The sequence below is a fragment of the Nocardia sp. NPDC059691 genome (assembly GCF_042733915.1).
Taxonomy (GTDB): domain Bacteria; phylum Actinomycetota; class Actinomycetes; order Mycobacteriales; family Mycobacteriaceae; genus Nocardia; species Nocardia sichangensis.
Map to the genome: position 1 here is coordinate 48,962 of NZ_JBHWFB010000021.1, position 26,997 is coordinate 75,958.

Annotated in this window: 27 protein-coding genes and 1 riboswitch; of the genes, 15 read left to right on the plus strand and 12 right to left on the minus strand. The window is 69.3% G+C overall.

Annotated features, from left to right (window positions below; translation table 11 throughout):
• Nucleotides 1–11 precede the first annotated feature (11 nt).
• On the plus strand, nt 12–641 hold the full coding sequence (locus ACFV2O_RS34055; protein WP_379255750.1) for a DUF305 domain-containing protein: 630 nt from the start codon (nt 12–14) through the stop codon (nt 639–641).
• A gap of 12 nt (nt 642–653) precedes the next feature.
• On the opposite strand, the gene ACFV2O_RS34060 is transcribed toward ACFV2O_RS34055, so the two are convergent.
• A complete protein-coding gene (locus tag ACFV2O_RS34060; protein ID WP_379255752.1) occupies nt 654–1,412 on the minus strand; it encodes an NAD(P)H-dependent oxidoreductase in 759 nt (252 codons plus the stop codon).
• A 165-nt stretch (nt 1,413–1,577) separates the two neighbouring features.
• On the opposite strand from ACFV2O_RS34060, the gene ACFV2O_RS34065 reads away from it, so the two are divergent.
• Nucleotides 1,578–2,312, plus strand: coding sequence for a PaaI family thioesterase (locus tag ACFV2O_RS34065; protein ID WP_379255754.1), 735 nt, complete (start codon nt 1,578–1,580; stop codon nt 2,310–2,312).
• Between the two features lie 27 nt (nt 2,313–2,339).
• Here ACFV2O_RS34065 and ACFV2O_RS34070 read toward each other — a convergent pair whose 3' ends face one another.
• Nucleotides 2,340–2,855, minus strand: coding sequence for a hypothetical protein (locus ACFV2O_RS34070; RefSeq protein ID WP_355078484.1), 516 nt, complete (start codon nt 2,853–2,855; stop codon nt 2,340–2,342).
• A 620-nt stretch (nt 2,856–3,475) separates the two neighbouring features.
• A complete protein-coding gene (locus ACFV2O_RS34075) occupies nt 3,476–5,656 on the minus strand; it encodes a malate synthase G (protein ID WP_379255756.1) in 2,181 nt (726 codons plus the stop codon).
• A 242-nt stretch (nt 5,657–5,898) separates the two neighbouring features.
• Here ACFV2O_RS34075 and ACFV2O_RS34080 point away from each other — a divergent pair, with 242 nt between their 5' ends.
• From ACFV2O_RS34080 to ACFV2O_RS34090, 3 genes are read left to right on the plus strand one after another with little or no spacing between them, the layout of a single operon-like run.
• Nucleotides 5,899–6,639, plus strand: coding sequence for an SDR family oxidoreductase (locus ACFV2O_RS34080; protein WP_364436637.1), 741 nt, complete (start codon nt 5,899–5,901; stop codon nt 6,637–6,639).
• Nucleotides 6,636–7,685 carry a zinc-binding dehydrogenase gene (locus tag ACFV2O_RS34085; protein ID WP_379255758.1) on the plus strand — a complete coding sequence of 350 codons (1,050 nt, stop codon included), beginning with the start codon at nt 6,636–6,638 and terminating at the stop codon, nt 7,683–7,685. The genes ACFV2O_RS34080 and ACFV2O_RS34085 overlap by 4 nt, the downstream gene beginning before the upstream one ends.
• Nucleotides 7,682–8,320: a TetR/AcrR family transcriptional regulator gene (locus ACFV2O_RS34090; RefSeq protein WP_379255759.1), complete on the plus strand. Its 639-nt coding sequence runs from the start codon at nt 7,682–7,684 to the stop codon at nt 8,318–8,320. The genes ACFV2O_RS34085 and ACFV2O_RS34090 overlap by 4 nt, the downstream gene beginning before the upstream one ends.
• 206 nt (nt 8,321–8,526) lie before the next feature.
• Here ACFV2O_RS34090 and ACFV2O_RS34095 read toward each other — a convergent pair whose 3' ends face one another.
• The gene (locus ACFV2O_RS34095) at nt 8,527–9,225 is read right to left on the minus strand and encodes a winged helix-turn-helix transcriptional regulator (protein ID WP_379255761.1); all 699 of its coding nucleotides are present in this window, start codon (nt 9,223–9,225) and stop codon (nt 8,527–8,529) included.
• Nucleotides 9,226–9,314: 89 nt separating this feature from the next.
• On the opposite strand from ACFV2O_RS34095, the gene ACFV2O_RS34100 reads away from it, so the two are divergent.
• From ACFV2O_RS34100 to ACFV2O_RS34135, 8 genes are all read left to right on the plus strand, one after another.
• Nucleotides 9,315–10,454 (plus strand): acyl-CoA dehydrogenase family protein, encoded by a 1,140-nt coding sequence (locus ACFV2O_RS34100; RefSeq protein ID WP_379255763.1) that lies wholly within the window; start codon nt 9,315–9,317, stop codon nt 10,452–10,454.
• Nucleotides 10,455–10,534: 80 nt separating this feature from the next.
• Nucleotides 10,535–11,071 (plus strand): DM13 domain-containing protein, encoded by a 537-nt coding sequence (locus tag ACFV2O_RS34105; RefSeq protein ID WP_379255764.1) that lies wholly within the window; start codon nt 10,535–10,537, stop codon nt 11,069–11,071.
• 68 nt (nt 11,072–11,139) lie between these two features.
• Complete coding sequence (locus tag ACFV2O_RS34110) at nt 11,140–11,334, plus strand: hypothetical protein (RefSeq protein ID WP_379255766.1); 195 nt, start codon at nt 11,140–11,142, stop codon at nt 11,332–11,334.
• A 53-nt stretch (nt 11,335–11,387) separates the two neighbouring features.
• Entirely contained in the window at nt 11,388–11,933 is a 546-nt protein-coding gene (locus tag ACFV2O_RS34115) for an HNH endonuclease (protein ID WP_379255768.1), read from the plus strand.
• A gap of 28 nt (nt 11,934–11,961) precedes the next feature.
• On the plus strand, nt 11,962–12,234 hold the full coding sequence (locus ACFV2O_RS34120; protein WP_355078495.1) for a WhiB family transcriptional regulator: 273 nt from the start codon (nt 11,962–11,964) through the stop codon (nt 12,232–12,234).
• A gap of 178 nt (nt 12,235–12,412) precedes the next feature.
• Complete coding sequence (locus ACFV2O_RS34125) at nt 12,413–14,017, plus strand: VWA domain-containing protein (RefSeq protein WP_379255770.1); 1,605 nt, start codon at nt 12,413–12,415, stop codon at nt 14,015–14,017.
• A 77-nt stretch (nt 14,018–14,094) separates the two neighbouring features.
• Nucleotides 14,095–14,436, plus strand: a complete 342-nt coding sequence (locus ACFV2O_RS34130) for an ArsR/SmtB family transcription factor (protein ID WP_379255772.1) — start codon at nt 14,095–14,097, stop codon at nt 14,434–14,436.
• Complete coding sequence (locus tag ACFV2O_RS34135) at nt 14,433–14,915, plus strand: SRPBCC family protein (protein WP_379255773.1); 483 nt, start codon at nt 14,433–14,435, stop codon at nt 14,913–14,915. Before ACFV2O_RS34130 ends, ACFV2O_RS34135 begins: the two co-directional genes overlap by 4 nt.
• 25 nt (nt 14,916–14,940) lie before the next feature.
• Here ACFV2O_RS34135 and gcvP read toward each other — a convergent pair whose 3' ends face one another.
• The 8 genes from gcvP to ACFV2O_RS34175 all read right to left on the minus strand — a co-directional run bounded on the left by gcvP (nt 14,941) and on the right by ACFV2O_RS34175 (nt 23,540).
• A complete protein-coding gene (gcvP, locus tag ACFV2O_RS34140; protein ID WP_379255775.1) occupies nt 14,941–17,751 on the minus strand; it encodes an aminomethyl-transferring glycine dehydrogenase in 2,811 nt (936 codons plus the stop codon).
• Nucleotides 17,752–17,908: 157 nt separating this feature from the next.
• Nucleotides 17,909–18,009: riboswitch (glycine riboswitch) on the minus strand.
• Between the two features lie 102 nt (nt 18,010–18,111).
• Nucleotides 18,112–19,464, minus strand: a complete 1,353-nt coding sequence (locus ACFV2O_RS34145; protein ID WP_379255776.1) for a M14 family zinc carboxypeptidase — start codon at nt 19,462–19,464, stop codon at nt 18,112–18,114.
• A 112-nt stretch (nt 19,465–19,576) separates the two neighbouring features.
• Nucleotides 19,577–20,134: a MerR family transcriptional regulator gene (locus ACFV2O_RS34150; RefSeq protein ID WP_067811025.1), complete on the minus strand. Its 558-nt coding sequence runs from the start codon at nt 20,132–20,134 to the stop codon at nt 19,577–19,579.
• 187 nt (nt 20,135–20,321) lie between these two features.
• The gene (locus ACFV2O_RS34155; RefSeq protein ID WP_039797829.1) at nt 20,322–20,795 is read right to left on the minus strand and encodes a bifunctional nuclease family protein; all 474 of its coding nucleotides are present in this window, start codon (nt 20,793–20,795) and stop codon (nt 20,322–20,324) included.
• A 159-nt stretch (nt 20,796–20,954) separates the two neighbouring features.
• Entirely contained in the window at nt 20,955–21,758 is an 804-nt protein-coding gene (locus tag ACFV2O_RS34160; RefSeq protein WP_356968651.1) for a MerR family transcriptional regulator, read from the minus strand.
• Between the two features lie 93 nt (nt 21,759–21,851).
• Nucleotides 21,852–22,337, minus strand: coding sequence for an FHA domain-containing protein (locus tag ACFV2O_RS34165; protein WP_043690204.1), 486 nt, complete (start codon nt 22,335–22,337; stop codon nt 21,852–21,854).
• Nucleotides 22,338–22,505: 168 nt separating this feature from the next.
• Nucleotides 22,506–22,904 (minus strand): glycine cleavage system protein GcvH, encoded by a 399-nt coding sequence (gene gcvH, locus ACFV2O_RS34170; RefSeq protein WP_355078501.1) that lies wholly within the window; start codon nt 22,902–22,904, stop codon nt 22,506–22,508.
• A gap of 42 nt (nt 22,905–22,946) precedes the next feature.
• Entirely contained in the window at nt 22,947–23,540 is a 594-nt protein-coding gene (locus ACFV2O_RS34175; RefSeq protein ID WP_379255828.1) for a CDP-alcohol phosphatidyltransferase family protein, read from the minus strand.
• Between the two features lie 218 nt (nt 23,541–23,758).
• Here ACFV2O_RS34175 and ACFV2O_RS34180 point away from each other — a divergent pair, with 218 nt between their 5' ends.
• Nucleotides 23,759–25,453, plus strand: a complete 1,695-nt coding sequence (locus tag ACFV2O_RS34180) for a GMC family oxidoreductase (protein ID WP_355078502.1) — start codon at nt 23,759–23,761, stop codon at nt 25,451–25,453.
• 50 nt (nt 25,454–25,503) lie between these two features.
• Nucleotides 25,504–26,901 carry a DUF2252 domain-containing protein gene (locus ACFV2O_RS34185; RefSeq protein ID WP_356968607.1) on the plus strand — a complete coding sequence of 466 codons (1,398 nt, stop codon included), beginning with the start codon at nt 25,504–25,506 and terminating at the stop codon, nt 26,899–26,901.
• Nucleotides 26,902–26,997: the final 96 nt, after the last annotated feature.

The window sequence follows — 26,997 nt, forward strand, 5'->3', positions numbered from 1 at the left end:
TGCGGCGCCGGATGTCGACCGCCGCCCTGGTCTCGGCGGCCTTCGCGCTGCTCGTGCTCGGCGCCGCTCTGCGGCCGCTGGTGTTTCCGGAAAGTCGTTCCGCCGCACCGGTGCTCACCGATGTCGAGATCGGCTTCGTACAGGACATGACCACCCATCACCAGCAAGCGCTGCTGATGGTGCAGCGGCTGGATCGCTCGGTCGATCCGGCGGTCGCCCGGCTGGCCGAACAACTCGACCGCACACAGCGCCTGGAGATCGGCACCATGCTCGGCTGGCTGCGCCTGGCGGACGCGCCGCCCAGCTCCGTACACCCGATGGCGTGGATGCACGGCGCGGACGCGTCGGCGCATGGCCATCAGGCGACGGCCGCGCAGACGGCACCCCTGATGCCCGGGATGGCGAGCACGGCGGAACTGGACAATCTGGCAGCGGCACATGGCCGGAACGCGGAGATACTGTTCCTTCAACTGATGTTTCGCCACCACCAAGGCGGTATCGCGATGGCCGAGGCCGCCGACAGTCTCCTGGGCTCCGGGCCGGTCAAAGAGATCGCGCGTTCCATGATCCATGGGCAAGGCCAAGAGGCGGGGGTGATGGGCATGCTGCTCACCCAGCGCGGAGCGACCCCACTGCCCTGATCACCCGGGCGGCTACGACGCCACGTGCAATCCGAAGCCGGTCGCTCCCCGCGCTTCGCGACCAGCCACGAGACGCAGAGTCCGGTCGTAGTCGCCGCCGCCCTGCGGGCGGTACCGGATCGGCTCCAGTTCGGCCAGCTCCGACATCCGCCGCCGCAGGTCGTACGCGACGTCGTCGAAGCGCGCGGCGTCGAGGCGGATCGTGTCGTGCACCACGAACGGCGGCAGCACGTCCATGCCGGTGTAGTAGAGGATGCCGTGGTGGATCGGGAACAGCAGATCCTCGACGGGGCCGTTGATCCCGCGATCGGAGTAGGACGGCTGCCTGCCCCCGACCGAGACCACCAGCATCGCGCGCCGCCCGGCCAGGACGCCCGCACCGTATCTGGGCAACGCCTTACCCCCGGCTCCATAGGCGAAATCGCAGGTGAGAACCCGGTCCACCCAGCCCTTCATGATCGCGGGCATGCCGAACCACCAGAGTGGGAAATGCAGGACGACGGCGTCGGCCCACAGCAGTTTCTCCTGCTCGGCGCGGATGTCGGGACTCAGCGTCCCGTCGCGGTAGGCCGCACCCGAGGCCAGCATGAAGTTGGGCTCCTCGACCGCGCCGAAATCGTCGGTGTCGGCGGCGGCCTTCCACCCCATCGCGTAGAGGTCGGTGATCCGCACCTCGTGCCCGTCCGCCCGCAACTGGCGCACCGCAACGTCTTTCAGAGCGCCGGTGAGTGAGTCCGGCTTCGGGTGGGCGTACACGATCAGTACGTTCATTCCAGCGTTCGTCACATGTCGGCGCAACAGCGTGCGGAGCGTCGGATATTCCGTCGTCCCCTCGACCTGCGTCGACAGGTGGCCCGCCGACGGCCCGGCGACACCGCGACGGTATGGTCGGCTGAACCGGGTCATGATCGTCGGCCGGGAGAGGTTGGGCAACAGATGATTCGGACCGATGCGATCAAGGTGCCCGCGCACGTGCGTGGTTACCCAGGTGTGGCGTTCGGCGGGTATGTGGCGGGACTGCTCGCCGCCGCGAGCGGCGCCACGCAGGTGCGCGTCGACTTCCGCCGCGGCGTGTCCGTGGACACTCCGCTGGTACTGGCGGCCGACGGCTCCGGCGGCGCGTCACTCACCGACCTCGACGGTGCGGTACTCGCCGAAGCGTCCCCATCGACGGTCACGGTCACGCCGCGGCCCGCGCCCAGCTGGGAACAGGCTCGAGCGGCGAGCGCGACCGCAGGCGCGCTGCGCAAGATGAGCCACTGCTACGGCTGCGGTGCGGCCTGCGTGCCCGGACGTGGATTGCGCTTGTCGCCTTGGGCCATGTCCACGCACGACATGGTCATCGCCGCCTGGACACCGGATCCCGCGCTCGCCGGACCCGATGGCTTGCTGCCCACCGAGAACGTCTGGTCCGCTCTGGATTGCCCCGGCGGCTGGGCCGCGATGGCGCTGCGCGATCTGCGCCCCGGAGCGGTCACCGCCGCTCTCACCGCCACGCAGCTCGAACCGGTCCGCGCCGGCGACCCCTACCTGTCCTACGGGTGGCCGATCTCATCGGACGGCCGCAAGTACACGGTCGGCGTGGCCTTGTCACGAAGCGACGGAACGCTGTGTGCCCTCGCCGAAGCGCTCTGGATCGAGCCCCGCCGACCGCTCCCGTTCGAATGGTGATCCGTCCCCCGAATCTGCCGACCGCGCTCAGTGAGTGTCGACGAAGCGGTACCACTGGCCGTCGAAAGCGGCGTATTCGATGCCGTTGGTGGCGGGCGGGCCGAGGTGCGGCGGGGTGGCCGGGTCGCGGAAGAAGGCGAAGCCCTCCGAATTCGAGTCGCCCGTTTGGGTGTAGAACAGGCAGCCGCCGTCGCGGGGCGTGATGAAGGTGATCGTGTAGACGCCGAGGCGGCTGCGGTGGCCGGAGTGCGCGCAGTCGACGGCTTGGTCTTCGAGGATCCCACGGGAGAGGCGCCAGCCGGTGTCCTCCGGGACGTCGTAGAGGGCCGACGCCACGAGGGCCGCGATGAGCACGGGCGAGGCGAGGCTGTGGAACACGGCACGGTAGCGCAGCAGCCCGAGCAGTCCGAACAGGACGGCGATCCCACCGAGCACACCGAGCACCGCCCAGAGCACGACGAGGGTCGGGAACGTGCCCTCCGCGGCGAGTTGCCAGAACAGCGCCGCGCAGCAGAGCGCGACCAGGGCGGTCAGGAGCCCCATCCACAGAACGAACCAACGAGGAATACGCGACCGTGTGCGCACGGACCCTGCGGAGTTCACGTGTTCAAGATACGAGGGGCAGGAGCTTCGCGCGCGGGATCGGCGGCGAAATCCCCCGGGGCACTGACGATCACAGCGACGCGGGAAGCGGGCGGAAAGCTCGCGCGGTCCAATTCCGGAGACCGCGCCCGAGTTCGCATGGTCCAGATGTCCGGCGAATTCCGGCACCGATGACTACGCACTTCACCAGGCAGCGAGATCCACCGGTGTGAAAACAAACAATTCGGAACGTTTCCCGATTCCGGCCGGAATAGAAAATCCCCCGGCCAGCACACCTGACCAGGGGACTTCACTACTCGCAGCAGATCGTGGACCGCACGTTCACAGCGGAGGGAAGCCCGCCGATCCGGTGGCCATCCAATTCCAGAACATCGCCGCGCGATTAACGACCAATGCCACGATGTCGAGCACAACGCTTCCCATGAATCTTCCTCACAAATCGACGATCTCGTGCGGCCCCCAGGGTAACGGACCGATATACAAGAGTCGAAACTCCTGGTCGCCCGCGAAAGCGCGAATCCCCCGGCCGACGGGACCGGGGGATTCGCGACACACGGAGACTAGACGCAGGCCAGCGCCTTCGCCTCACGACGACGCCGATGCAGGATCGGCTCGGTGTACCCGTTGGGCTGCTTGGTGCCCTCCAGGATCAGTTCCTTGGCCGCCTGGAACGCGATGCTGCCCGCGAAGTCCGGCGCCATCGCCCGGTAGTTCCGGTCACCCGCGTTCTGCCGGTCGACGACCGGGGCCATCCGCTCCAGGCTGGCCACCACCTCATCGGCGCTGACGATGCCGTGGCGCAGCCAGTTGGCCATCAGCTGGCTGGAGATGCGCAGCGTCGCACGGTCTTCCATGAGCGCGACGTCCTTGATGTCGGGCACCTTGGAGCAGCCGACGCCCTGGTCGATCCAACGCACCACGTAGCCGAGGATGGACTGCGAGTTGTTGTCCAGCTCCTGGCGCTTCTCCTCGTCGGTCCAGTTCGGCGCGGCGGCCAGCGGGATCTCCAGGATCTCGTCGACGGTGGCGCGGCGACCGCCCTTGGCGATCTCCTGCTGCCGCTTGAACACGTCAACCAGGTGGTAGTGGGTCGCGTGCAAGGTCGCGGCGGTGGGCGAGGGCACCCACGCGGTGTTCGCGCCCGCGCGCGGGTGACCGATCTTCTGGGTGAGCATGTCGGCCATCAGGTCCGGCATGGCCCACATGCCCTTGCCGATCTGCGCCTTGCCGGGCAGGCCCGCGGCGAGACCGGTATCGACGTTCCAATCCTCGTAGGACAGGATCCACTGCTGGGACTTCATGTCGGCCTTGCGGACCATCGGCCCGGCCTCCATGGAGGTGTGGATCTCGTCGCCGGTGCGGTCCAGGAAGCCGGTGTTGATGAAGACCACACGCTCGGCGGCGGCCTGGATGCAGGCCGCGAGGTTCACCGTGGTGCGGCGCTCCTCGTCCATGATGCCGACCTTGAGCGTGTTGCGGCTCAGCCCGAGCACGTCCTCGATCCGGCCGAACAGCTCGTCGGTGAACGCGACCTCGTCCGGGCCGTGCATCTTCGGCTTCACGATGTAGACCGAGCCGGTGCGGCTGTTCTTCAGCTGCACGTCGTCGGCCAGGCTGTGCTTGGCGATCAGCGAGGTGATCAGCCCGTCCATGATGCCCTCGGGCACCTCGTTGCCCTCGGCGTCCAGGATGGCGTCGGAGGTCATCAGGTGACCCACATTGCGCACGAACAGCAGCGAACGGCCGTGCAGCACCAGCTCGCCGCCGGCCAGCGCGGTGTACACGCGGTCGGGGTTCATGGTGCGGGTGAAGGTCTTCTCGCCCTTGCTGACCTTCTCCGCGAGGTCGCCCTTCATCAGGCCGAGCCAGTTGTGGTAGCAGAGCACCTTGTCCTCGGCGTCCACGGCGGCGACCGAGTCCTCGAAGTCCATGATCGTGGTGACCGCGGACTCCAGCACGACGTCCTTGACGCCCGCGGTGTCGGTGCTGCCGATCGGGGACTGCGGGTCGATCTGGATCTCGATGTGCAGACCGTTGTGCTTCAGCAGCACCGAACTCGGCGCCTCCGGGTCACCGAGGTAGCCGACCAGCTGAGAGGCGTCGGCCAGGCCGATGCTGGTGCCGTCCTCGAGGCCGACCTCGAGCTCGCCGTCGACGATCTTGTAGGACGTCGAGCCGATGTGCGAACCGGTGATCAGGGTGACCGAGTCGTCGAGGAAGTTGCGCGCCCACTCGATGACCTTGTCGCCGCGCACCTTGTTGTAGCCGGTGCCCTTCTCCGCGCCGCCCGCCTCGGAGATGGCGTCGGTGCCGTAGAGCGCGTCGTAGAGCGAGCCCCAACGCGCGTTGGCGGCGTTGATCGCGAAACGGGCGTTCATCACCGGCACCACGAGCTGCGGGCCCGCGGTCACGGCGATCTCCTCGTCGACGTTCTGGGTGGTGATCTGGAAATCGGCGGGCGCGGGCCGCAGGTAGCCGATGTCGGTCAGGAAGTTCTTGTAGGCGGCCTTGTCGTAGTTCGCGCCAGGGTGCTCCGCGTGCCAGGCGTCGACCTTGCCCTGGATCTCGTCGCGTTCGGCCAGCAGAGCGCGGTTGCGCGGAGCGAGATCATTGATGACCTGCTCGGCGCCGGCCCAGAACGCGGCGGAATCCACGCCGGAACCGGGGAGCGCCTCGTTCTCGACGAACTCGTGGAGAACGCGTGCCACCTGGAGCCCGCCGACCTGAATCCGCTCTGTCATCTACTGCCTCACTTCCGAGAAAACCGAGTGGGAAAACAGTGCCATGTTACCCGTGGGTAGCGGTGTAACCGCGCGCCGGGTCGCCCATGCCTGTGCCCGAATCCGTCGCCACGCCGAGGTGAGCTGTTCGTTGCGCCCGGCGGGTCGTGAGCCGTCGGCGGTCGGCCGGACAGCCCCTTGATCGTAACGCGCGCCGGATTTAATGTACTGATCGGAACATTTTCGGAGATGCAGGAGTCAAGGTGCCACTCACCGACAAGGTCGTTGTCGTCACCGGGGGAAGCCGGGGGCTGGGCAAACAGATGGTGCTCGCGTTCGCCGAAGCGGGCGCGGACGTGGTGATCGCAAGCCGCAAGCTGGACGGCTGCGCCGCGCTGGCCGATGAGGTGACCGAGCGGTTCGGCCGCCGCGCCCTGCCGGTGGCCTGCAACGTCAGCGACTGGTCGCAGTGCGACGCCCTGGTGCAGACCGTCTACGACACGTTCGGCCGGGTGGACGTGCTGGTCAACAACGCGGGCCTCTCGCCGCTGTACCCCAGCCTGGACCAGGTCACCGAGGCGCTGTTCGACAAGGTCATCGGCGTGAACCTCAAAGGACCGTTCCGGTTGTCCGCTCTGATCGGCAGCCGGATGGCCGCCGACGGCGGCGGCTCGATCATCAACGTCTCCTCGATCGAGGCGATCCGGCCGGAACCCTTCGCGGTCCCCTATTCGGCGGCCAAGGCCGGTCTCAACGCACTGACCGGAGGGCTGGCCCAGACGTTCGCGCCGAACGTGCGGGTCAACACCATCCAGTGCGGGCCTTTCGAAACCGACATCGCCACGGCGTGGCCGGACGAGCTGCGCGCGGAACTCACCAGACACAATGCCCTGCGCCGGGTCGGCAGGCCGGAGGAGATCGTCGGTGCGGCGCTGTTCTTCGCCACCGAGGCCTCGGCGTTCTGCACCGGCGCCACCCTCCCGATCGACGGAGGATGGCGATGAAGGCGCTGACTTATGACGGACCGCGACAGATCTCGTACGGCGACCGGCCCGATCCCGCGCTGCCCGGCCCCGACGGCGCGATCGTCCGGGTCACCGCGGCGGGCATCTGCGGCAGCGATCTGCACATCTACGCCGGACACGGATTCGTCGCCGGCGCCGGTTACGGCGTCGGGCACGAAGCCGTCGGCGAGATCGTGGAAGTGGGGCCGTACACCCGCGGGTTCTCCGTCGGCGACCGCGTGCTGGTCGCCGCCTCGGCCGGTTGCGACAGCTGCGCGCAGTGCCGCGCCGGGATCGTCACCGCGTGCGCTCGCCATCCGTTGCCGGTGGATGCCTGCTACGGGCTCGGCGGCGCACTGGCCGGATGCCAGGCCGAGTTGCTCGCCGTCCCGCACGCCGCGGGCAATCTGGCGAAGTTGCCCGACGAGGTGAGCGACACCGCCGCCGTCGTGCTCACCGACAACGCGCCCACCGCGTGGTACGGGGCCCGGCGCGCCCGGATCGCGCCGGGCGACACCGTGGTGGTGATCGGTCTCGGCCCGGTCGGTCTCATGGCGGTCCAGTCCGCGTTCGCGATGGGCGCGGCGCGGGTACTCGGCGTCGACCTGCTGGCCGAACGCCGCAAGCGCGCCGCCGACCTCGGCGCGGAGCCGGTCGAATCGGACGATCCGAAGCAGGCGATCCGCGAAACGCTGCGCGGCGGAGCGGATGTCGCGATCGAGGCGGTCGGGGCCGACGAAACCATCAAGCTGGCGATCAGCGCCGTCGGGCACGGCGGCCGGGTCAGTGTGATCGGCGTGAGCCACAACCGCGCCTATCCGTTCCACATGATGGCGGCGCAGGTGAAGGACCTCGAATTCCACATCGGGCTGTGTTCGATCCAGTACGAACTGCCCGCGCTGCTGAAGCTCACCGCGGGCGGCAGGCTGCGGCCCGAGGCGGTGGTCACCCACCACCTTCCGATGTCCGACGGGCCCGCCGCCTACCGGATGTTCGCCGAGCGGGCCGACGGGGTGGGCAAGATCGTGCTGGACCCGTCGAAATGACCGCACCGTCCCGTAGGAGGGGCCGTCCGCCCGCGGCCGAATCGACCGCGAGCGACACCAGGGCGCGGATCGTGCGGGCCGCGATCGACCTGTTCGCCGAACGGGGCTTCCACGGCACCGGTGTGGCCGAGGTCGGCGAGCGCGCCGACGTGCAGCGCGGCGCGCTGTACTACCACATCGGTTCCAAAGAAGAGCTGCTCTGGCAGATCCTGCGCGACTACACGCAGCTCATGCTGACCGAGGCCGAACAGATCGCCGACGGGCCCGGCGATCCGGTCGCCAAGCTGCGCAAGCTGATCGACAGTCACGTGCGGCTGATCGTGCGGCATCAGCGCGAGGTGGCCATCCAGCTGCGCGACGTCGGCGCGCTCACCGGCGAGCGCGCCGCGCAACTGCAAGACCTGCGCGACCGGGTGCAGCAGTGCTGGCAACGCGTCATCGACGCCGGTCACACCGAGGGGCTGTTGCGCACCGACGACCACGTGGTCACCAACAGCGTGCTCGGCATGTTGAACACGGTGTCGTTCTGGTACCGCCCGCACGGCGGCCGCTCCCCCGGCGAGATAGCCGACATCCTCGCGACCACTTTGCTCGACGGCGTGGTGACCGGCACCGCGCGGGACACGAACGGCTGACCGGGGCTTGGGATTTCGAGGCCGACCCGGAGTACCGGCGGAAGCTGGACTCGGCCGCGGAGTTCGTCCGCACCGAAGAAGAGCTACGCCCCGGGCGACCCGGTGTATCCGAGCGGGTACCGGCCGCGCTGCGCGAGAAGGCCCGCGAACTGGTGGCCCAGCGCCTCGAGCGCGTCGGCGGGAATCTCTGAGCAGGCCGCCGGAGTTCAGGATGCGCGCCGAGTGGCGGCGTCCGGGTGCGACGTGTCCGCGTACCCGGCGACGGGGCTGAGCCGCAGCACCGAGGGCATCCGGCGGGTGAGCGCGGGCGTGCCGGTGAACGCCACCCGGCCCGTCCGCAGCGCGTGCGCCAGTGGCAGCCGCCCCAGCCACACCTGGTACAGCGAGGCGACATCGGAGCTGATCGCGACGTCCACGGGATAGCCGGGATCGGATTCGCACACCGAGGGCACTCCCGCCTCGATCACGATCCAGAATCGGCGCAGGTCGTCGGTGAAACGCACGTGCAGCACGTGGCGACGGCCCGGGAACGACGAGGTGTCGACCCTGGTGTGCATCCACCACACCAGCAGAGCGGGGTCACGCTCGTCCTCGCGCGGCGTGCCGAAGGTCCAGCGCGCACCCCATTCGCCGAGGCCGAACAGGATGGGCTCCAGTTCCCGCCCGGCGTCGGTGAGCAGGTACTCGCCGACCAGTTTCTCCACGAGCCCGGCTCGCTCGAACTGCCGCAGGCGTTTGGCCAGCAGGCTGCGCGACAGGCCGGGCAGGCCGCGCGCGAGGTCGTTGAACCGGGTGGTGCCCAGCAGCAGGTCGCGCAGGATCAGCAGTGACCAGCGCTCGCCCACCACGTCGAGTGCCCGGGAGATCGGGCAGTACTGGCCGTAACTCGGCGTCGAAGTCGTCATGGCACCTCGCGAACGCGATCTGGGTTCTGGACCGGGGCGGTCCACTTTCTGCACTATCCGGTTATCGCGGCCGTTCCTACCTTCGAAACATGACCACTACAGCTCCTGCCCCCACCGACACCACCACCGACTGGATCGCCCGCGCACGCCGCGTCGGCGAGGCTCTTCATCCCGAGGTCGCCGCGCGCGACCACTCTGGCGAGATCTCTCTCGCCGCGTTCGATCTCCTGCGCGAGAGCGGACTGTCCGCGGCGCTCGTCCCCGCCGAGTTCGGCGGCGGCGGGGTCACTCACCGCGAGATGGGCGCGATCCTGCGCGAGCTGGGCCGCCACGACCCCTCCACCGCGGTCGCCTTCGCGATGCACACCCACCTGGTCGCCGCCCAGGTGTGGCGGCACAACCACGGCATCGATGCCGCACCACTGTTCGCCAAGGTGGTCGCTGGTGCGATCCTGGTCAGCACCGGCGCCTCGGACTGGGTCGGCTCCAACGGCCGCGCCGAGCGGGTCGACGGCGGCTACCGGGTGCAGGCGCGCAAAGCGCCGGCCAGCGGATGCGAGGCGGGCACCGTCCTGGTGACCAGCGTGCGCTGGGACGACGCACCCAGCGGCCCGCAGGTGCTGCATTGCGCCATCCCGTTCACCGCCGACGGCGTACGGATCGAGAAGACTTGGGACACTTTGGGTTTACGGGCGAGCGGTTCGCACACCGTGGTGCTCGAGGATGTATTCGTGCCCGACGCGGCGGTATCGCTGACCCGCCCGGCATCGGTGTGGCCGCCGTTGCTGAACGTCGTGATCGGCGCGGCGATGCCGCTGGTCATGGCGGCCTATCTCGGCATCGCCGACGGCGCGGTCGATATCGCGACCACGCTCGCCGCCGGGCGGGCCGACGCGCCGACCGTCCAATTGGCCGGCGAGATGGCCACCGCGCACACCACCGCGGGCGATCTCGTCGACGCCATGTTCACCGGATCGGAGAACCTGCACTTCGCCGACACCGATCAGTACGCGAGCCGCACGCTCAGCCGTAAGACCGCCGCGGCGGACGCACTTCTGCACACCGTGCGCCTGGCCATCGAAACCGTCGGCGGAATCGGCTATTCGCGCGACTGCGAGCTCGAGATGCGCTACCGCGACGTGCACGGCTGCCTGTTCCACCCGCTGCCGCGGGCCAAGCAGACCCACTTCACGGGCCACGTCCTGCTCGGACACTCCCCGATCGGATGACGTTCTTCCGTCGACGCCACGCCCGCTCGCCCCCATAATCGGATGGGGGCGAGTTTCCCTGAACACTCCGAGGAGAATCCATGGCGTCCGCACGGGGCATCGCTCGATCGCCGATCACCTGGGCCGTCGTTGCGTTGCTGGTCGTGGGCCTGGGCGCGGGACTGGCCGTTTTCCAGCCATGGCGGCTGTTCACCGACACCACCGTGCAGGAGGCCGCGCCGTCGGCATCCCCGGCGCCGGGTCCGGGCGGGACCGAAGCCCAGCCGCGCACCATCGCTCGGGGCAGGTTCATCTCGCACGAGCACGCCACCGCGGGCACCGTCGCAGTCCTGCGACTGGCCGACGGCAGCAGAGTGCTGAGACTGGAAGACCTCGACACCTCCGACGGCCCCGACCTGCACGTCTGGCTCACCGACGCGCCGGTGCGCGAAGGCCGCGCCGGGTGGTTCGTCTTCGACGACGGCAGCCACACCGACCTGGGCAAGCTCAAAGGCAACCAGGGCAACCAGAACTACCCCATCCCCGCCGACGCCGACCTGGCCCGGTTGACCAGCGTCGCGATCTGGTGCGACCGGTTCAACGTCTCCTTCGGCGCCGCCGAACTGCGACCGGCCTGACGTCCGGGGATCTCCCTCCACAGCACCGCCGAAAAATGACCCGACAACGGCGGGTCCGCTGTGCCACCATGTGTTTCGACACCGGCCACCGCCTCGAGGTGGCCGCCGAGCAGTGGAGAGGAGGGGCGGCAGTGATTCCGGAGACGACGAAGCGAATGAATACCCTCGCGGCGCGATCGTCGGCCGCGGGCGGCGCGATCGGCAGGCCGTTGCGCGCACGGCGCGGCGAACCGGTCGACAGCCGCCTCCAGATCCTCGGCTGATCGCCGCTCACTCTCCCCCTTCGCTCGAATTCGCACGAAACATGGTGATTCCCATGACGTTCCGCCGTGCCGCCGACCAGGCGGCGACAACCGCCGACAACTGGATACACAGCGGGGTACTCGTCCTGAACGCCTCCTACGAGGCGCTCGACGAGATCAAGGCCGACCGGGCCGTTGTGCTGCTGGTCGCCGGCGCCGCGGAGACCGTGGCCGACCGTGAGCCGCATTTCCCGATTCGGTCACGGCACGTGGAAATCGCTCTGCCACAGACTATTCGGTTGCTGCGCTACGTCTACCTCGAGCACGCCGTGCTGGTGCACGACGAGAGCAGGGCCACCCTGGCGGGCGTGCTGCGTCGCGACCGGAACCGGTGCGGCTACTGCGCCGGGTCGGCGCACACCGTGGACCACATCCGGCCGCGGTCGAGGGGCGGCCCGAACACCTGGGGCAACCTGGTGGCCTGCTGCGCGCCGTGCAACACGGCCAAGGCGGACCGCACCCCGGAGGAGGCGGGCATGCGCCTGCTCTGGGAGCCGAAGGCCCCTACCCATCGGATCCGGCAGCAGCGCCGGATCTGGAAGCAACTCGCCGCGACCTGACCACGAGCCGAGAAAGGAGAAGATCGCGATGACGAGCGCCGAGACCACCGCCGTCGCGGAGCCGACCCTGGCCGACCTGCTCCCGCTCTCGGATTCCCGAGGGTGGCACCGGGCGGCCTGCCGCGGCGACCCGAACCACGAAGCCTGGTTCCCGTACCCGTCACAGGACTTCGACTACGCCCGGGAAGTCTGCGCGCGCTGCCCGATCCGGGATGCCTGCGGTGACTTCGCCGCACGCACCGGGCAATCCGGCGTCTGGGGCGGGCACGAGTTCGACCGCGGACGGGTGATCCGCCACTGAGCGGTCCCGCCGTCGTGCCGTGCGGCACGGCGGCGGGCCAACACGACCGCGCGCACCCGCGCCGGTATCGGGGAGCCTCGCCGACTTCGTTCGGCGCCGCTGACCATACACTGACCGCGTGGGCACTCATCGCAGCGCAACCAGATCCCGGGGCGTCAGCAAAGGTCCGGTTATCGCAGTGGTCGTCGTTGCGTTACTGGCCGCGATCGTCGTCGTCTGGTTCCAGTTGCGCGATCGCGCGGCGAACCAGGACAGTGCGGCGGCGGCCGAATGCGTCGAGGGGCCCGCGACACTCTCCGTGACGGCCGATCCCGGCATCGCCGCGCAGGTGCGGGCCGCCGCGGACAGCTACAACGCCACCCGGCCGAAAGTACGCGACCACTGCGCGCGGGTCGAGGTGACCGCACAGCCGTCCGCGGCCGTCGTCGCCGCGTTCACCAGCGGCAAGCCATGGGACAAGGCGCTCGGCCCGCAGCCGGCGCTGTGGATCGCCGATTCGACCCGTTCCATCGAGTCCATGCGGGTGCCCGGCCTGATCGAGGGCACGCCGGTACCCATCGCCACCAGCCCGATCGTGCTCGCGGTGCCCGAGGAGCTGCGTCGCGCGCTGGAGCAGGCCGACGTGTCCTGGGCCGACCTGCCGCGGTTGCAGCAGGGCTCGCTCGCCGATGTAGGCCTGAACGGATGGGGCGGGCTACGGATGGCCCTGCCCGCGGGTGACGCCACGCTCGCCGCGGCCACGGCGGTCGGCTCCGCGGTCTCGGGCGCGGAACCGCTCAGCGAGCAGGCGGCGCAGTCCGGTCAGGTGGTCGCCGCGATCTCCGGGCTCGCCGCCGACGCTCCCGAGGCGTCCGACACCACGGCCGCGCTGACCGAGCTCACGGCGCAGGGCGCGCCCATGCACGCGATAGCCGCTACCGAGCAGCAACTGAAGGGTCTGCCCGGCGTCGTGGCGTTCCGCCCCGCCGGGTCCGCGCTCGTGGCCGATTACCCGGCCGCGTTGATGTCCGGCGCGTGGGTGGACAAGACGCAGAACCTCATCGCCGGACGGTTCACCGACTATCTACGCAAGCCCGAGCAGGCGCAGACCTTCGTCACGGCGGGATTCGCCGCCGCGCCGCAGACCGCGGCCGCCGTCCCGCCCCGTGGCGCGCTCGACAAGGTCCGCGCCACGCTGGCGAATCCGGTACTCGGCGTGCGCTCCACCGTCCTGGTCGACGTGTCGGCGTCGATGGGGACGGCTGAGGGCGCCACGACGCGTCTGGCGAACGTTCTGGCGGCGCTGAATTCCACGATGACGGTCATGCCGCCGGACTTCGGACTCGGCGTGTGGACCTTCGGCAAGAACCTCGACGGCACCACTCCGTACCGGGTGGCCGCCGCCACCGCCCCGCTGACCACCGACCAGCGCACGAAGATCGGCACCGCGCTGACCGCGGTGCGCCCGAGCGAGAGCCGGTCGGATCAGGCCTACCCATCCCTGATCGCGGCGTACAAGAGCGCCGTCGCCGGGTACACGCCGGGCCGCACCAATTCGGTGCTGCTGATCACCGACGGACCCGACGACGATTCCACGGTCACCGGCACCCAACTGGCCGCGGACATCGCCGCGGCGACCGACCGCACCCGGCCGGTGCGCGTCGACGTCATCGTGGTCGGCGGCAGCGGCACCCAGACCCTCCAGGCCCTGGCGCAGCAGACCGGCGGGAACTACACCCGCCTGGCCACCTCCGACGACATCGGCTTCGGCTCCGCGGTCGTCCAGGCGCTCACCACGCCGTAGCGCGCCGCCCGTGCGAAGACAGAACTCCCGTCTCGCACTATAGACAGCCGCTATTGGTAAGTCTAAACTTACGGTTCGTGGGGACTTACCGAGATGCGGCGCTGGCGGCGCTGGGTGACCCGACGAGGCGGGCGATCTTCGAGCGCCTCGGCAAGGGGCCGTGCGCGGTAGGGCAGCTGGCCGCGGATCTGCCGGTGAGCAGGCCCGCGGTATCGCAGCACCTCAGGGTGCTGGAACAGGCCGGATTGGTGACCCACGAGGCGGTCGGCACCCGCCGGGTGTACCGCTTGAATCCCACCGGTATCGACGCGCTACGCGTGTACTTCACGCGGTTCTGGACCACCGCGATGTCGGCTTTCCAGGACGAAGCAGGCCGGAGGGCCGCCGAAGAACGAGCTACCGACCAGGAGCAGTCATGACACAGCAGGCCAGCGACAAGGACGTACGCGTCGAACTCGTCGTCGACGCACCCATCGAGACCGCCTACGACGTGTTCACCACCGGCATCGACAGCTGGTGGCCGCGCGAGCACCATATCGGCGCGGGCCGGCTCGCCGAGGAGGTGATCGAGCCGCGCGTGGGCGGCCGTTGCCTCGGTCGCGAGGACGACGGCACCGAATGTCCATGGGGCACCGTGCTGGTGTGGCAGCCGCCGACCCACTTCGCGTTCTCCTGGGCGATCGGCCTGGACTGGAAGCACGAACCCGATCCGGAGCGGGCCAGCCGCGTGGATGTCACCTTCTCGGCCGTCGCTCCCGACCGCACCGCCGTCACGCTGGTGCACTCCGGTTTCGATAAGCACGGACCGGGCTGGGAGTCCATGCACGAAGCCGTGGGCAGTCCGGGTGGTTGGCCGGACCTGGCGAACACCTACGCAAAAGCGGCCGCCACGCGGTGAGGTCGATACGCGACCGGACCGGCGGTCAGTCCGCGTACGCCTCCAGCGGTGGACAGGCGCAAACCAGGTTCCGGTCGCCATAGGCGCCGTCGATCCGGCGCACCGGCGGCCACACCTTCGCCCTGGCATGCCCGAGACCTCGGGGATACACGGCGACTTCCCGGCTGTAGGGGTGTTCCCACTCCCCCACCAGCGCCGCCGCGGTGTGCGGCGCCCCGCGCAGCGGGTTGTCGGTCACCGGCCACACGCCCGCGGCGACCTGGTCGATCTCCGCCCGGATCGCGATCATCGCCTCGATGAAATCGTCCAGCTCGGCGAGGTTCTCGCTCTCGGTGGGTTCCACCATCAACGTACCGGCCACCGGAAAACTCATGGTCGGCGCGTGGAACCCATAGTCCGCCAAGCGTTTTGCCACATCGTCGACGGTGACGCCGGTTCGCTTGGTGATCTCGCGCAGGTCCAGGATGCACTCGTGCGCCACCATGCCGCGCTCGCCGGTGTAGAGCACCGGGAAGTACTCGTCCAGCCGCCGTGCGATGTAGTTCGCCGAAGCGATCGCCGACAGCGTGGCGCGGCGCAGCCCATCGGCGCCCATCATGCGGATGTAGGCCCAGGTGATCGGCAGAATGGAGGCCGAGCCGTACTTCGCGGCCGACACCGCGTGCGACCCCGCTTCCAGCGGGTCGCCGGGCAGATATCGCGCCAGGTGCGCGCGCACCGCGACCGGACCGACGCCAGGACCGCCGCCGCCGTGCGGGATGCAGAACGTCTTGTGCAGATTCAGGTGGCTCACGTCGCCGCCGAACCGGCCCGGCCGGGCGAGGCCGACCAGGGCGTTCAGGTTCGCGCCGTCCACGTAGACCTGGCCGCCCGCGTCGTGCACCAGCGCGCACAATTCGGCGACCTCGTGCTCGTAGACGCCGTGCGTGGACGGATAGGTGATCATGATGCAGGCCAGGCGATCGGCGTGATCGGCGATCTTGGCGCGCAGGTCGTCGAGGTCGACGTCGCCGTTGGCGCGACACTTCACCACCTCCACGCGCAGCCCGGCCATGGCCGCCGACGCCGCGTTGGTGCCGTGCGCGCTGGACGGGATGAGACAGGTGTCGCGATGGGTGTCGCCGCGATCGAGGTGGTAGCGCCGGATCGCCAGCAGCCCCGCGTACTCGCCCTGGCTGCCCGCGTTCGGCTGCAAGCTCACCGAGTCGTAGCCGGTGATGTCCGACAGCCACCGTTCCAGGTCCGCGACCACCCGCAGCAAGCCGGGCGCGTCCTCGACCGGCGCGTAGGGATGCACGCGCGCGAAACCGGGCCAGGTGATGGCCTCCATCTCCGCGGCGGCGTTGAGCTTCATGGTGCAGGAGCCGAGCGGAATCATGCTGCGGTCCAACGCGATGTCCTTGTCGGACAGTGCGCGCAGATACCGCAGCATCGCGGTCTCGGTCCGGTACTTCGTGAACGCGGCGTGCGCCAGGAATTCCGAGGTCCGGCTCTCGATCGCCGCGACCGGCGCGGGCGCCCCCGGCTCGGACGACACCGCGGTGCCGAAGGATTCGAGCACGGCCGCGACATGCGCGTCGGTGGTCGCCTCGTCGCAGGCGATGCCGACGTGGTCGGCGTCCACCAGGCGCAGATTGATGCCGCGCGACTTCGCTTTCGCCACAACGGCTTCCGCGCCGCCGGGCACGTGCGCGAGCACCGTGTCGAAGAAGCTGTCGTGCACCACCGCGCCGTCCAGACCGGCCGCGATCGCCGCGGCGTGCGCGTGCACCCGGCGGGCGATCGCCCGCAGCCCTTCGGCACCGTGGTAGGAGGCGTACATCGCGGCCACGACGGCCAGTAGCACCTGCGCTGTGCAGATGTTGGAGGTCGCCTTCTCCCGGCGGATGTGCTGCTCGCGGGTCTGCAAGGCGAGCCGATAGGCGACGGAGCCGTCCGCGTCCACCGAGACGCCGACCAGGCGGCCGGGCAACTGGCGGGCCTGTGCTTGCCGCACCGCGAGGTATCCGGCGTGCGGGCCGCCGAAACCGAGCGGGACACCGAAGCGCTGGGTGGTGCCGAAGCATACGTCGGCGCCCTGCTCACCGGGCGGCGTGATCAGCGTCATCGCCAGCAGATCGGCCCCGACCGCGACCAACGCGCCCCGATCGTGTGCCGCGGCGATCAACTCGGTCAGGTCCACGACGCGACCGGAAGCCCCGGGAGTCTGCGCCAGCACACCGAAGAACTCTCCGTCGGGCAGCTCTCCGGCGGACAGATCCGCCTCCACGATCTCCAGGCCCAGCGGCTCGGCCCGGGTGTAGAGCACCGTTCTGGTCTGCGGGAACAGGTCGCGGTCGATGACCAGGCGTGCAGACTTCGATCGGCCCGCCCGGCGCAGCAGTGTCATGGCCTCGGCGGCCGCGGTGGCCTCGTCCAGCATCGACGCGTTGGCGACGTCCATGCCGGTCAGCTCCGACACCATGGTCTGGAAGTTGAGCAGCGCCTCGAGCCTGCCCTGGCTGATCTCGGGTTGATAGGGCGTGTAGGCGGTGTACCAGGCCGGATTCTCCAGCAGGTTGCGCACCAGCACCGGGGGGGTCAGCGTGTCGTAGTAACCCAGCCCGATCATCGAGGTGGCCACGGTGTTGGTCCCGGCGAGTTCGGCGAGCTCGGCGAGCACCTCGTGCTCGGAGCCCGCCGCGGGCAGCCCGGCCAGGCCGTCGCCGTCCAGGATGCTCGCGGGCAGCGCGACGGCAGCCAGCTCGTCCAGCGACGACACGCCGACAACGTCCAGGATCCGGGCCAGCTCCTCCCGGTCGGGTCCGATATGGCGATCGGCGAACGAGCGAGTCACAACAGCTCCCAAGGTCGGGCGGGGTCGACCAGGCGGTCGACGGGTACCGGCCCTCCCCCTCTGTCGTGGCGCCTGAGAGATTCGGGTCCCGCGACCAGTGGCCGAGACCCTTTCCCCATGGGCGGGCGGCTCGAAGCCGCCGCTTTCCAGAGGCGTCGAAGCCCGCACGGTCCTTTTTGCCTGAGAGATTGACGGGGAGGTGCTGCTCCTTCGGCGCTCGGACTCGTTTCCGGACCGAGGCTCTCCCGCACGGCGGCGACGCACCGTCAGTCTAAGCCGACGACACGCCGGAGCGCGCCACCGGACCCCGCGCGCACCGTGTCGTTCTGGTCACTCGGGGGACCGAGCGGGCATCACCCGTCAGATGGCGAGTCCGGCGCGCAGCCGCGCAGCCGCCAGCACGATCGACTCCGCTTGGACGCCCACCAGACGGGCCAGCGGCACCGCGACACCGGGTGCGTTCAGCTCTACATCGGTGCACCATTGATCGAATACCGCGGCGAACCGGTCGCGCTCGGCGGCCAGCGCCGTACCGCCGCCGAGCGCGTATTCGTCCTCCAGCAGGCGCAGCAGCATGCCGCCCAGCCGCAGGCGCAGCATCGCGGTCCAGTCGTACTGCTCGACGAAGATCTCGCCCCGGGTCGCGATCCGATTTCGTTGCGGCACCGACTGTCTGCTCACGGCGAGACCCGGCAGCCCGGCGACCAGCGCACGCACCGACCGTTCGAACGGGCTGCGACCGCTCAATGTGCCGTCGACGCGAGCGAGCACCTCGGAGGCGACCTCGGCCATGGCCCGGTAGTCGGCGGCGGTGGCGTCGAGCAGGTCGCCCAGCACTCGGTCGCCCGCCGAACCGTCGCCGATCCGCGAGTCCACCCAGAGCGGCAATTCGCAGACCAGGATCGCCGTGCCGTAGCGCGCCGCGTAGTCCCGGCAGCCGCCCCCGCCCAGCGCGGTGACCGAGTCGAGGCCCTGGGCCGCCAGCAGATCCGCCATCGCCTCGAACAGCGGCAGCTCGAAGACTCCCGGAGCGAGCGTGCGGGCGCCCGGCGCGTCGGGTTCGCCCTGGTAGATCGGCACGCCGGCGGCGGAGAGGCCTGCGGTCAACGCCGACCAGTACCCGGGATCACCGCCGGAGGTGTAGAAGAAACCGCCGCCGAACTCCGCGTTGTGCAGGGAGGCGATCAGCGCGGGCCGCGTGCGGTCGATCAGCGCCATCATCGCCTTCGTCTCCGGCAGCGGCACCCCGACGCGCCGGCCGCGCCATTCGGTGGGGAAACACCATTCCGGTTGTTCGGCCGCGGGCGGCCGGTAGAAGCCGCGGGCGACGCCGGTTCTGGTGTGCGGTCCGGCGAACCACCCCTCGTTCAACCGCGTTCCGTCCGGATCTACGCACAGCAGGAAATGCCACGTGGCGCCCACGGTCACCGTCTCGTCCGCGGCCATCCGGCCGAGCAGATGGCGAATCGTGGCCATGCCGATGGGCTCGTTCGGATGCGGATTGCCGAAGACCAAGATATGCCGGTCGCCGGATCCGACCGTCACCTCCCGAATCGGGTCACCGCCGCGCGAACGTCCTAGCTCGGTGATCGAGATCCGGTCCGGGTAACCGGCCGCGAGAGCGTCGGCGAAGGCATTCAGTTCGTCGACGGTCGGAAACGCGTCGATCCGCTCGATCGGCCCGACGAGCCCGGTGATATCGCGTGCCTGCACCGCGCCCCCTCTCGCTGCCGCCCCGGCCCTTGCCCGCCGCCGACGGCGCTGTCACACACCACGGCCGGGGAGGCTGCACGCCTTGCCCGGCCGTGAAAGCGTTGTGCGAATCCTAGCCCGTCTTGCGGTTCATCCGCGCCTTACGACGGAACGACAGCTCGTCCTCCGGACGCTCGGTGATCGCCGACGCGCGCTCCGCGGGGAAGTTCGCGATGGCGCCGGTCAGCTCGCGCATGGCGCCGCTCACGGCGATCCCGAACACACCCTGCCCGCCCTGCAGTAAATCGACGACCTCCTCGGCCGACGTGCACTCGTACACCGAGGTGCCGTCGGAGAAAAGGGTGATTCCCGCCAGGTCCTGCACGCCGCGGCTGCGCAGATGATCGACGGCGATCCGGATGTTCTGCAGCGAGATGCCCGCGTCGAGCAGCCGCTTGACGATCTTCAGGACCAGGATGTCCTTGAACGAGTACAGCCGCTGACTGCCCGAACCCGCGGCGCTCCGGATGGAAGGCACCACCAAACCGGTGCGCGCCCAGTAGTCGAGCTGCCGGTAGGTGATTCCGGCCACCTGGCACGCACTGGGAACGCGATAGCCGACCATGTCGTCAGGTACCGAGTCGTCGGGGAACAGTCCTGGCTGTACCACATCCTGCGATTGCTCTGCCACTGACCACTCCCTTGCTTCGCCGACGCATTCCCAGCCTCATCGATGACCCGGCGCCGTCACCGACCGAATCGGTGCGGATTCGGCCGAAACGGTCGTGGCCCAACTGTCGAGATTACTCCCCACGATTGTCCAGCCCGCGGCGTCATCGAGCCAAACGCGACGCGCGGGGAAAGTCTCGACCTCTACTTCAGCTATCGGTCGCCTTGAAGTCGTCGGGAGACACCGACTCCAGGAATTCCTTGAACTTCTCCACCTCGTCCTCGCGCTCGTCCGGCATGACGAGACCGGCTTCCTCGAGAACCGACTCCTCGGCATGGATCGGGCAACCCACCCGCAAGGCGATCGCAATCGAATCCGATGGCCGCGCCGAAATCCGCAGATCGTTCTCGAAGACGAGATCCGCGTAGAAGGTGCCCTCCTGCAGATCGACGATCCGCACTTCCTTCAATGTGTGCCCCAGCTCGGTGATCAAGATCTTGATCAGGTCGTGGGTCAGCGGGCGGATCGGGGTGACCCCCTCCTGCTCGAGGACGATCGCCGTCGCCTCGGCTTGCCCGATCCAGATCGGCAGATACCGGTCGCCCGCCACTTCGCGGAGCAACAGCACGGGCTGGTTCTGTGGCTGCTCGACACGGATGCCGATCACGCGCATTTCGCTCATCGCACTGCCTCCCATACTCGCCGCCGGCCCGGCATGACCGCCGCAGAGCTCGCCGTACCACGAGTCTAGGCGAACCCGCACCGGTCCAGCGATCCGTCTGCACAGCAGAAATCAGGGGTGTCGGTTTGCCGGGACCTACGGACCGTGGCCTCTCGGGGGTCAGCCCCCGAGCGAGCCCCGGACCGAGGACTTGACCAGACAGGTGTGCAGGGTCAGCGACAGCGCGGCCAGTTCACGCACCGTCTCTTCCGCGCGGGCGCGCGCACCCGCGTCCCGGCTCTTCGCGATCGGGGCGACGATCTGCGCCACGAGCGCGGCCTCCCGGTCGGCGGCAAGCTTGAACGCACGCAGATGCCGTGCCTCCAAACCGAATTCGGCCATCGCCCGCGCGGTCTTGGCCAGCGTGACCGCGTCCGCGTCGAAGTACCCCGCCGGGCCGGGTGTGATCAGATTGGCCCGGATGAGGTCGCCAAGGAACTTCTCCTCGATCCCGGCCTGGTCGAGCAGATCGGCCCGGGTGACCCGGATTTCGTGATCGAACCGCAGATCATCCGGGGAGATCTCGCTCGGCACGACGCCGAGCCTACGAGGCGCGGCCACCGGGCGCACGCCACGTTCGGAAGCCGGCACGGCCGGTTCCGCATCGGGCGTGCCGCGCCCGGACTCCGGCGCACCAGGGCGGACGGAGTGCGCTCGGGCGCGGGCTTCCCGCACGCCGAGCGTCGCCGCACCGCTATCTATTGCCTCGAGCTGCTCCTTGATCACCTTCAGCGGGAGATATTGATCGCGCTGCGCGGTCAATACGAACCGGAGCCGTTCCACATCCGCCACGGAGAACCTGCGGTAGCCCGAAGGCGTCCGCTCCGGCCGGATCAGGCCCTCCGCTTCCAGGAAGCGGATCTTGGAGATGGTGACGTCGGGAAAGTCGGGGCGCAGCAGGTCGAGCACGGAGCCGATCGACATCCCTCCGCGTGCCCACTGCGCCGCACCGGTCACAGCGCCAGGTCCTTCATGACTCCGAGCCTTTCATGAGTGCGCGACCCGGCACCGACGCCGTCATAGACTCCCCGCGCCCGCCGACGAGTCGGTCACCTGGGCGCGCGGTCCGGTGAGGAACACCAGCCGGAACTTGCCGATCTGGACCTCGTCACCGTTCTGCAGTTCGGAGGAGTCCACCGGCTCCCGGTTCACATATGTGCCGTTCAGGCTGCCCACGTCGACGACCTGGAAGGAGTCGTCGTCCTGACGGAACTCGGCGTGCCGACGGCTGACGGTGACGTCGTCGAGAAAGATGTCACTGTCGGGGTGGCGCCCCGCCGACGTGGTCGGCTGATCCAGCAGGAACCGCGAGCCCGCGTTCGGGCCGCGCTTGACGACCAGAAGGGCCGCGCCCACGGGCAGACCCTCGACCCCTTGGACCGGCTGTTCGCCGGTCGGCTCTCCGGAGCGCGACGCGTCGACCTCGTTCAGGAAATCCGCGCGGAAGACCGACGTCGTCTCGGCCGCGGTCTCCCCGTAACCCGGGTCTTTGTTCTCGCTCACCGTTTCTCTCCTCCTCGAACCTGATTATCCCTGCAAGCAGGTGATACCTCTGGTACCACGACCTGCCGTCGAGTCACTAGATTCCCGGCACAGCCGCCGGGTGCATCTGTTGGCATTGACCGTACCCTGCCGGGCCGCACCCGTGCAGGTAGAACTGGGAAGGCTGCTTCAGCCCCCGATAACTCCTTGATAACCTGCGGCATCCAGCAGTTCACCGAGCGTCGCGTCGAGACTCGCCGCATCGCCCACCTCCAACTCGAACAGCCATCCGTCACCGTAGGGATCGGCGTTCAACGTCTCCGGCTCCGAGTTCAGCAAGTCGTTCACCGCAACGACTTTCGCGCTCAGCGGCGCGTAGATGTCGGACACGCTCTTGGTCGACTCCACCTCCGCGATGCTGTCCGCGGCGACCACCTCCGCGTCCGCCTCGGGCAGCTGCACGAACACAACGTCACCGAGTTGAGACTGGGCGTAGTCGGTGATGCCCACCCGCACCCGGGTCGGGGCGATCCGGCGTACCCACTCGTGCTCCTCGGTGTAGCGCAGATCCTCGGGGGTCTGGGTCACAGGCCGTCCTTTCGTTTGAACGTTGCACGCAAACTCTATCGGCTACGCCGTCCGATGCCCCACAGCCGGTATCGCTCTTGCGACCGCGATGGCTTTGCCGGTGTACAGCACGCCGGTCCAGACGTAGACCGCGGTGCCCCAGATCAGTAGGGCCCCGCCGAAGGCGCGCCCGAAACCGGCGGCAGCCCAGTCCATCTGCCCCGCCAGCAGCCAGGGCAGCGCGGACATCAGCGCGAAGGTGGCCGCCTTGCCCAGGTAGATCACCTCCGGCGGGGGCAGGTCGCGGCGCTTGTACACCGACAACGTCGCGGTCAGCACGAGGTCGCGGCCGACCAGGATCGCCGCGACCCACCACGGGATCAGGCCGCGGATCACGAAAGCCGCCAGCGTGGTGACCAGATAGAGCCGGTCGACGAACGGATCCAGCAGTGCTCCCAGCCGTGAGGACTGCCCGAGCAGCCGGGCGAGTTTGCCGTCCAGGAAGTCGGTGACGCCGCTGAGGACCAGCAGGGCGAACGCCCAGCCATCGGCCCGCTCGATCAGCAGCAACCACAGGAACAGCGGGACGCCCAGCAGGCGCAGCACGCTCAGCACGTTCGGCACGGTCAGGATGCGGTCGGCGAAGACTCCCCGCACTCCGCCGTCGGCGGCGCGTTCCTCCGGTTGGGCTGCGCCCGATTCGGTTGTCACGCCCCGTGCATACCCCACCGACCCCGTTCCTCGCCATCTCCGCGGGCCGAATTTCCGGAGATCGACGCGGCATGCCCGTGCGAGGATGGTTTCCGCCACAGCGCGACGGTGACAGAATGATTTGGAATATTTCTCACCATGTGGCCGGTGAGCGAGAGGAAGTCATGTCCGCATTCGACTACGACGTGGTGGTGATCGGCTCCGGCTTCGGCGGCAGCGTCAGCGCCCTGCGGCTCACCGAGAAGGGTTACCGCGTCGGGGTGCTCGAGGCAGGCCGCCGATGGAACGCCGAGGACATCCCCCGCACGAATTGGAATGTGCGCAAATCGATCTGGGCGCCGCGCCTGGGTCTCACCGGTCCGCAGCGGATCAGCCTGCTCGGCAAGTGCGCCGTGTTCTCCGGCGCCGGTGTCGGCGGCGGCTCGCTGATCTACGGGAACACGCTGTACGAGCCCCTGCCGAACTTCTACACCGACCGGCAGTGGGCGCACATCACCGACTGGCGCGCGGAACTGGCGCCGTACTACGACCAGGCCAAGCGCATGCTCGGCGTCGCGCCCAACCCGCGCACGACCCCGGCCGACGAGGTGATCCGGGAGATCGCCGAGGACCTCGGTGTGGCCGACACCTACCATCCGACCGATGTCGGCGTGTTCTTCAACGAGAGCGATCCGGGCACGGAGGTCGACGATCCCTACTTCGGCGGCGCGGGTCCCCGCCGCAACGGCTGCGTGCACTGCGCGCGCTGCTTCACCGGGTGCCCGCACAACGCCAAGAACACCACCACCACGAACTATCTCTATCTGGCCGAACAGGCCGGTGCGCAGGTTCACCCGCTGACCACGGCCACCGCCGTGCGGCCGCTGCCCGGCGGCGGATACGCCGTCGACACCGAGCGGTCCGGCCGCTGGATCCGCAAGCAGCGCAGAACCTTCACCGCCGAGCAGGTGGTGTTCGCCGGCGCCGCGCTCGGCACCCAGAAGCTGCTGCTCGAGATGCGGGACGACGGCGTGCTGCCGCACCTGTCGCCCCGGCTCGGCGAACTGACCCGGAGCAACTCCGAGGCCATCCTCAACGTGGTCAGCCGCGCCCGCCGCGACTTCGCCGAGGGCATCGCGATCACCTCATCGATCCACCCGGAGCCCGACACCCACGTCGAGGTGTGTCACTACGGCAAGGGTCAGAACGCGCTGTTCCCGATGTCGGTGCCGATCGTGGACGGCGGCGCGTTCCGCTTCCTGCGCTTCCTGCTGGCGATCCTGCTGCACCCGCTGGTGTTCCTGCGCAGCCTGAACGCACGGCACGCCTCGGAGAAGTCGGTGATCCTGCTGATCATGCAGTCGCTGGACAACTCGCTGACCTCGTTCCGCCGGCGCGGGCGGCTGCGCACCAGGCAGGGCACCGGCGAGCCGAACCCGACCTGGATCCCCCTGGCCCACGACATCGGCAGACGGTTCGGCGCCAAGGTCGACGGCGACACCCACGGGCTGATCATGGACGTGTTCGACATCCCGGCCACGGCCCACTACATCGGCGGATGCGTGATCGGCGAGAGCCCGCGCAGCGGCGTGGTCGACCCGTACCAGCGGGTCTACGGTCATCCCGGCCTGCACGTGGCGGACGGCTCGGCGGTGACCGCCAATCTCGGCGTGAACCCGTCGCTGACGATCACCGCGCAAGCCGAGCGCGCGATGGCGTTCTGGCCCAACCGCGACGAACCCGACCCGCGGCCGGAACTGGGGTCGGCCTACCGGCGCATCGCTCCGGTGCCGCCGGCGCGACCGGCGGTGCCCGCCGAGGCGCCGGGCGCGCTGCGGTTGCCGATCGAGCCCGCGTCGCCCCGTACCCAGGTGAAGTGAGGCCGACACCACGCGGCATGAACGGTCGCTGGCGGCTAGCGTGATCCGTTGTGTCAGACAGTGGTATCGATCTGCGCTCCTACGTGCCCGCGGAGGAGGTGCGCGCCCGCGGACGCGCGTTGCGTGAGCGGGTTCCGGTCAGCGCAAGGGATCGGGCGGCCACCGGAGTACGGCGTCCGAGCGTGCTCGATTTCGTCGAGATGAGCAATGCGGGCAGGCTGGAGCACCTGATACCGCTGCGGATCGGGCGGATGATCGCCTCACCGTTCACCTTCTATCGGGGCGCGGCGGGGTTGATGGCGGCCGATCTGGCAGGTGGCCCGGACAGTGGGCTCACCGCCCAGCTGTGCGGTGACGCGCACGCGGCGAACTTCGGCCTGTACGGCACCGCGCGCGGCGAGATCATCATGGACATCAATGATTTCGACGAGACTGTGCCCGGTCCGTGGGAGTGGGATCTGGAGCGCCTCGCGGCCAGCCTGGTACTGGCCGGGCGGGAGGCGGGCGCCGACGAGGACGAGTGCCGCACCGCCGCGCGCGACGCCGCCCGTTCTTACCGCCTGGCCGTGGCGGATCTGGCCGCGATGCCGTTCATGGCGTCCTGGTCCGCACTGCCCGACGAGTCGGTGCTCGCCAGGGCCGAGGCCGACGACCTGCTCGACGACTTCAAGAAGGCGGCCAAGAAGGCGCGCAAGAACACCAGCGCCAAGGTGGTGGCCAAGTGGACCGAGCACCTCGAGGATCACCAGACCGGTATCCGCAAGCACCGCTTCGTCAGCGATCCGCCGATTCTGACCGCCGTGGACGAGCGCGTCGCGGAGGCGGTGATCGGCGGGCTGGAGCGCTATGCCGACACCTTGCCCGAGTCGCGGCGCAATCTCCTGGCCCGGTTCGCCGTGTCCGACATCGCGTTCCGGATCGTCGGGACCGGCAGCGTCGGGCTGCGCAGCTATCTCGCGCTGCTGCACGGCAACGACGGCGAGGCGCTGGTCCTGCAAGTGAAGCAGGCCGCGGCAGCGGCGCTCGCCCCGTTCCTGCCGACGGCCGCCGTACGGCACGAGGGTGAGCGAATCGTGCGAGGCGCCAGGCTTGTTCAGTCCGAGTCGGATCTCCTGCTCGGGTGGACGTCCCTCGACCCGGTCGGCGACGGCGTCGAAATGCCGTTCATCGTCCGGCAATTCCGCAATATGAAGGGCGGCATCGATCCCGCCGAGCTGCCCGCGGACGACCTCGACGACTACGGGCGGCTGGCGGGCGCGCTGCTGGCCAGGGCCCATTCCCGATCGCTGGATCCGCGCTTGCTGTCGGGATATCTGGACGGCGACGAACGCTTCGACGACGCGGTCGCCGCGTTCGCGGTGCGTTACGCCGACCGCACCGAAGCCGACCACGCCGAACTGGCCGGGGCCGTGCGGGCGGGCCGGATCGCCGCCGAGGAACCGGAGTAGCCCGGCCGCCGTGCCTCGCGCCCGACACGCCGTCCGTCGGCACGGGCGCGGCGAATCCGTTGCGGCACCTCGTATCCTGTCCACTGTCGAGTGTCG

Bases quoted from the DNA above. Each gene is read 5' to 3' on its own strand.
- ACFV2O_RS34055 (WP_379255750.1), top strand. From the start codon at position 12: ATGTCGACCGCCGCCCTGGTCTCGGCGGCCTTCGCGCTGCTCGTGCTC.
- ACFV2O_RS34060 (WP_379255752.1), bottom strand. From the start codon at position 1,412: ATGAACGTACTGATCGTGTACGCCCACCCGAAGCCGGACTCACTCACC.
- ACFV2O_RS34065 (WP_379255754.1), top strand. From the start codon at position 1,578: ATGATTCGGACCGATGCGATCAAGGTGCCCGCGCACGTGCGTGGTTAC.
- ACFV2O_RS34070 (WP_355078484.1), bottom strand. From the start codon at position 2,855: ATGGGGCTCCTGACCGCCCTGGTCGCGCTCTGCTGCGCGGCGCTGTTC.
- ACFV2O_RS34075 (WP_379255756.1), bottom strand. From the start codon at position 5,656: ATGACAGAGCGGATTCAGGTCGGCGGGCTCCAGGTGGCACGCGTTCTC.
- ACFV2O_RS34085 (WP_379255758.1), top strand. From the start codon at position 6,636: ATGAAGGCGCTGACTTATGACGGACCGCGACAGATCTCGTACGGCGAC.
- ACFV2O_RS34090 (WP_379255759.1), top strand. From the start codon at position 7,682: ATGACCGCACCGTCCCGTAGGAGGGGCCGTCCGCCCGCGGCCGAATCG.
- ACFV2O_RS34095 (WP_379255761.1), bottom strand. From the start codon at position 9,225: ATGACGACTTCGACGCCGAGTTACGGCCAGTACTGCCCGATCTCCCGG.
- ACFV2O_RS34100 (WP_379255763.1), top strand. From the start codon at position 9,315: ATGACCACTACAGCTCCTGCCCCCACCGACACCACCACCGACTGGATC.
- ACFV2O_RS34105 (WP_379255764.1), top strand. From the start codon at position 10,535: ATGGCGTCCGCACGGGGCATCGCTCGATCGCCGATCACCTGGGCCGTC.
- ACFV2O_RS34110 (WP_379255766.1), top strand. From the start codon at position 11,140: ATGTGTTTCGACACCGGCCACCGCCTCGAGGTGGCCGCCGAGCAGTGG.
- ACFV2O_RS34115 (WP_379255768.1), top strand. From the start codon at position 11,388: ATGACGTTCCGCCGTGCCGCCGACCAGGCGGCGACAACCGCCGACAAC.
- ACFV2O_RS34120 (WP_355078495.1), top strand. From the start codon at position 11,962: ATGACGAGCGCCGAGACCACCGCCGTCGCGGAGCCGACCCTGGCCGAC.
- ACFV2O_RS34135 (WP_379255773.1), top strand. From the start codon at position 14,433: ATGACACAGCAGGCCAGCGACAAGGACGTACGCGTCGAACTCGTCGTC.
- ACFV2O_RS34155 (WP_039797829.1), bottom strand. From the start codon at position 20,795: ATGAGCGAAATGCGCGTGATCGGCATCCGTGTCGAGCAGCCACAGAAC.
- ACFV2O_RS34160 (WP_356968651.1), bottom strand. From the start codon at position 21,758: ATGTCGATCGGCTCCGTGCTCGACCTGCTGCGCCCCGACTTTCCCGAC.
- ACFV2O_RS34180 (WP_355078502.1), top strand. From the start codon at position 23,759: ATGTCCGCATTCGACTACGACGTGGTGGTGATCGGCTCCGGCTTCGGC.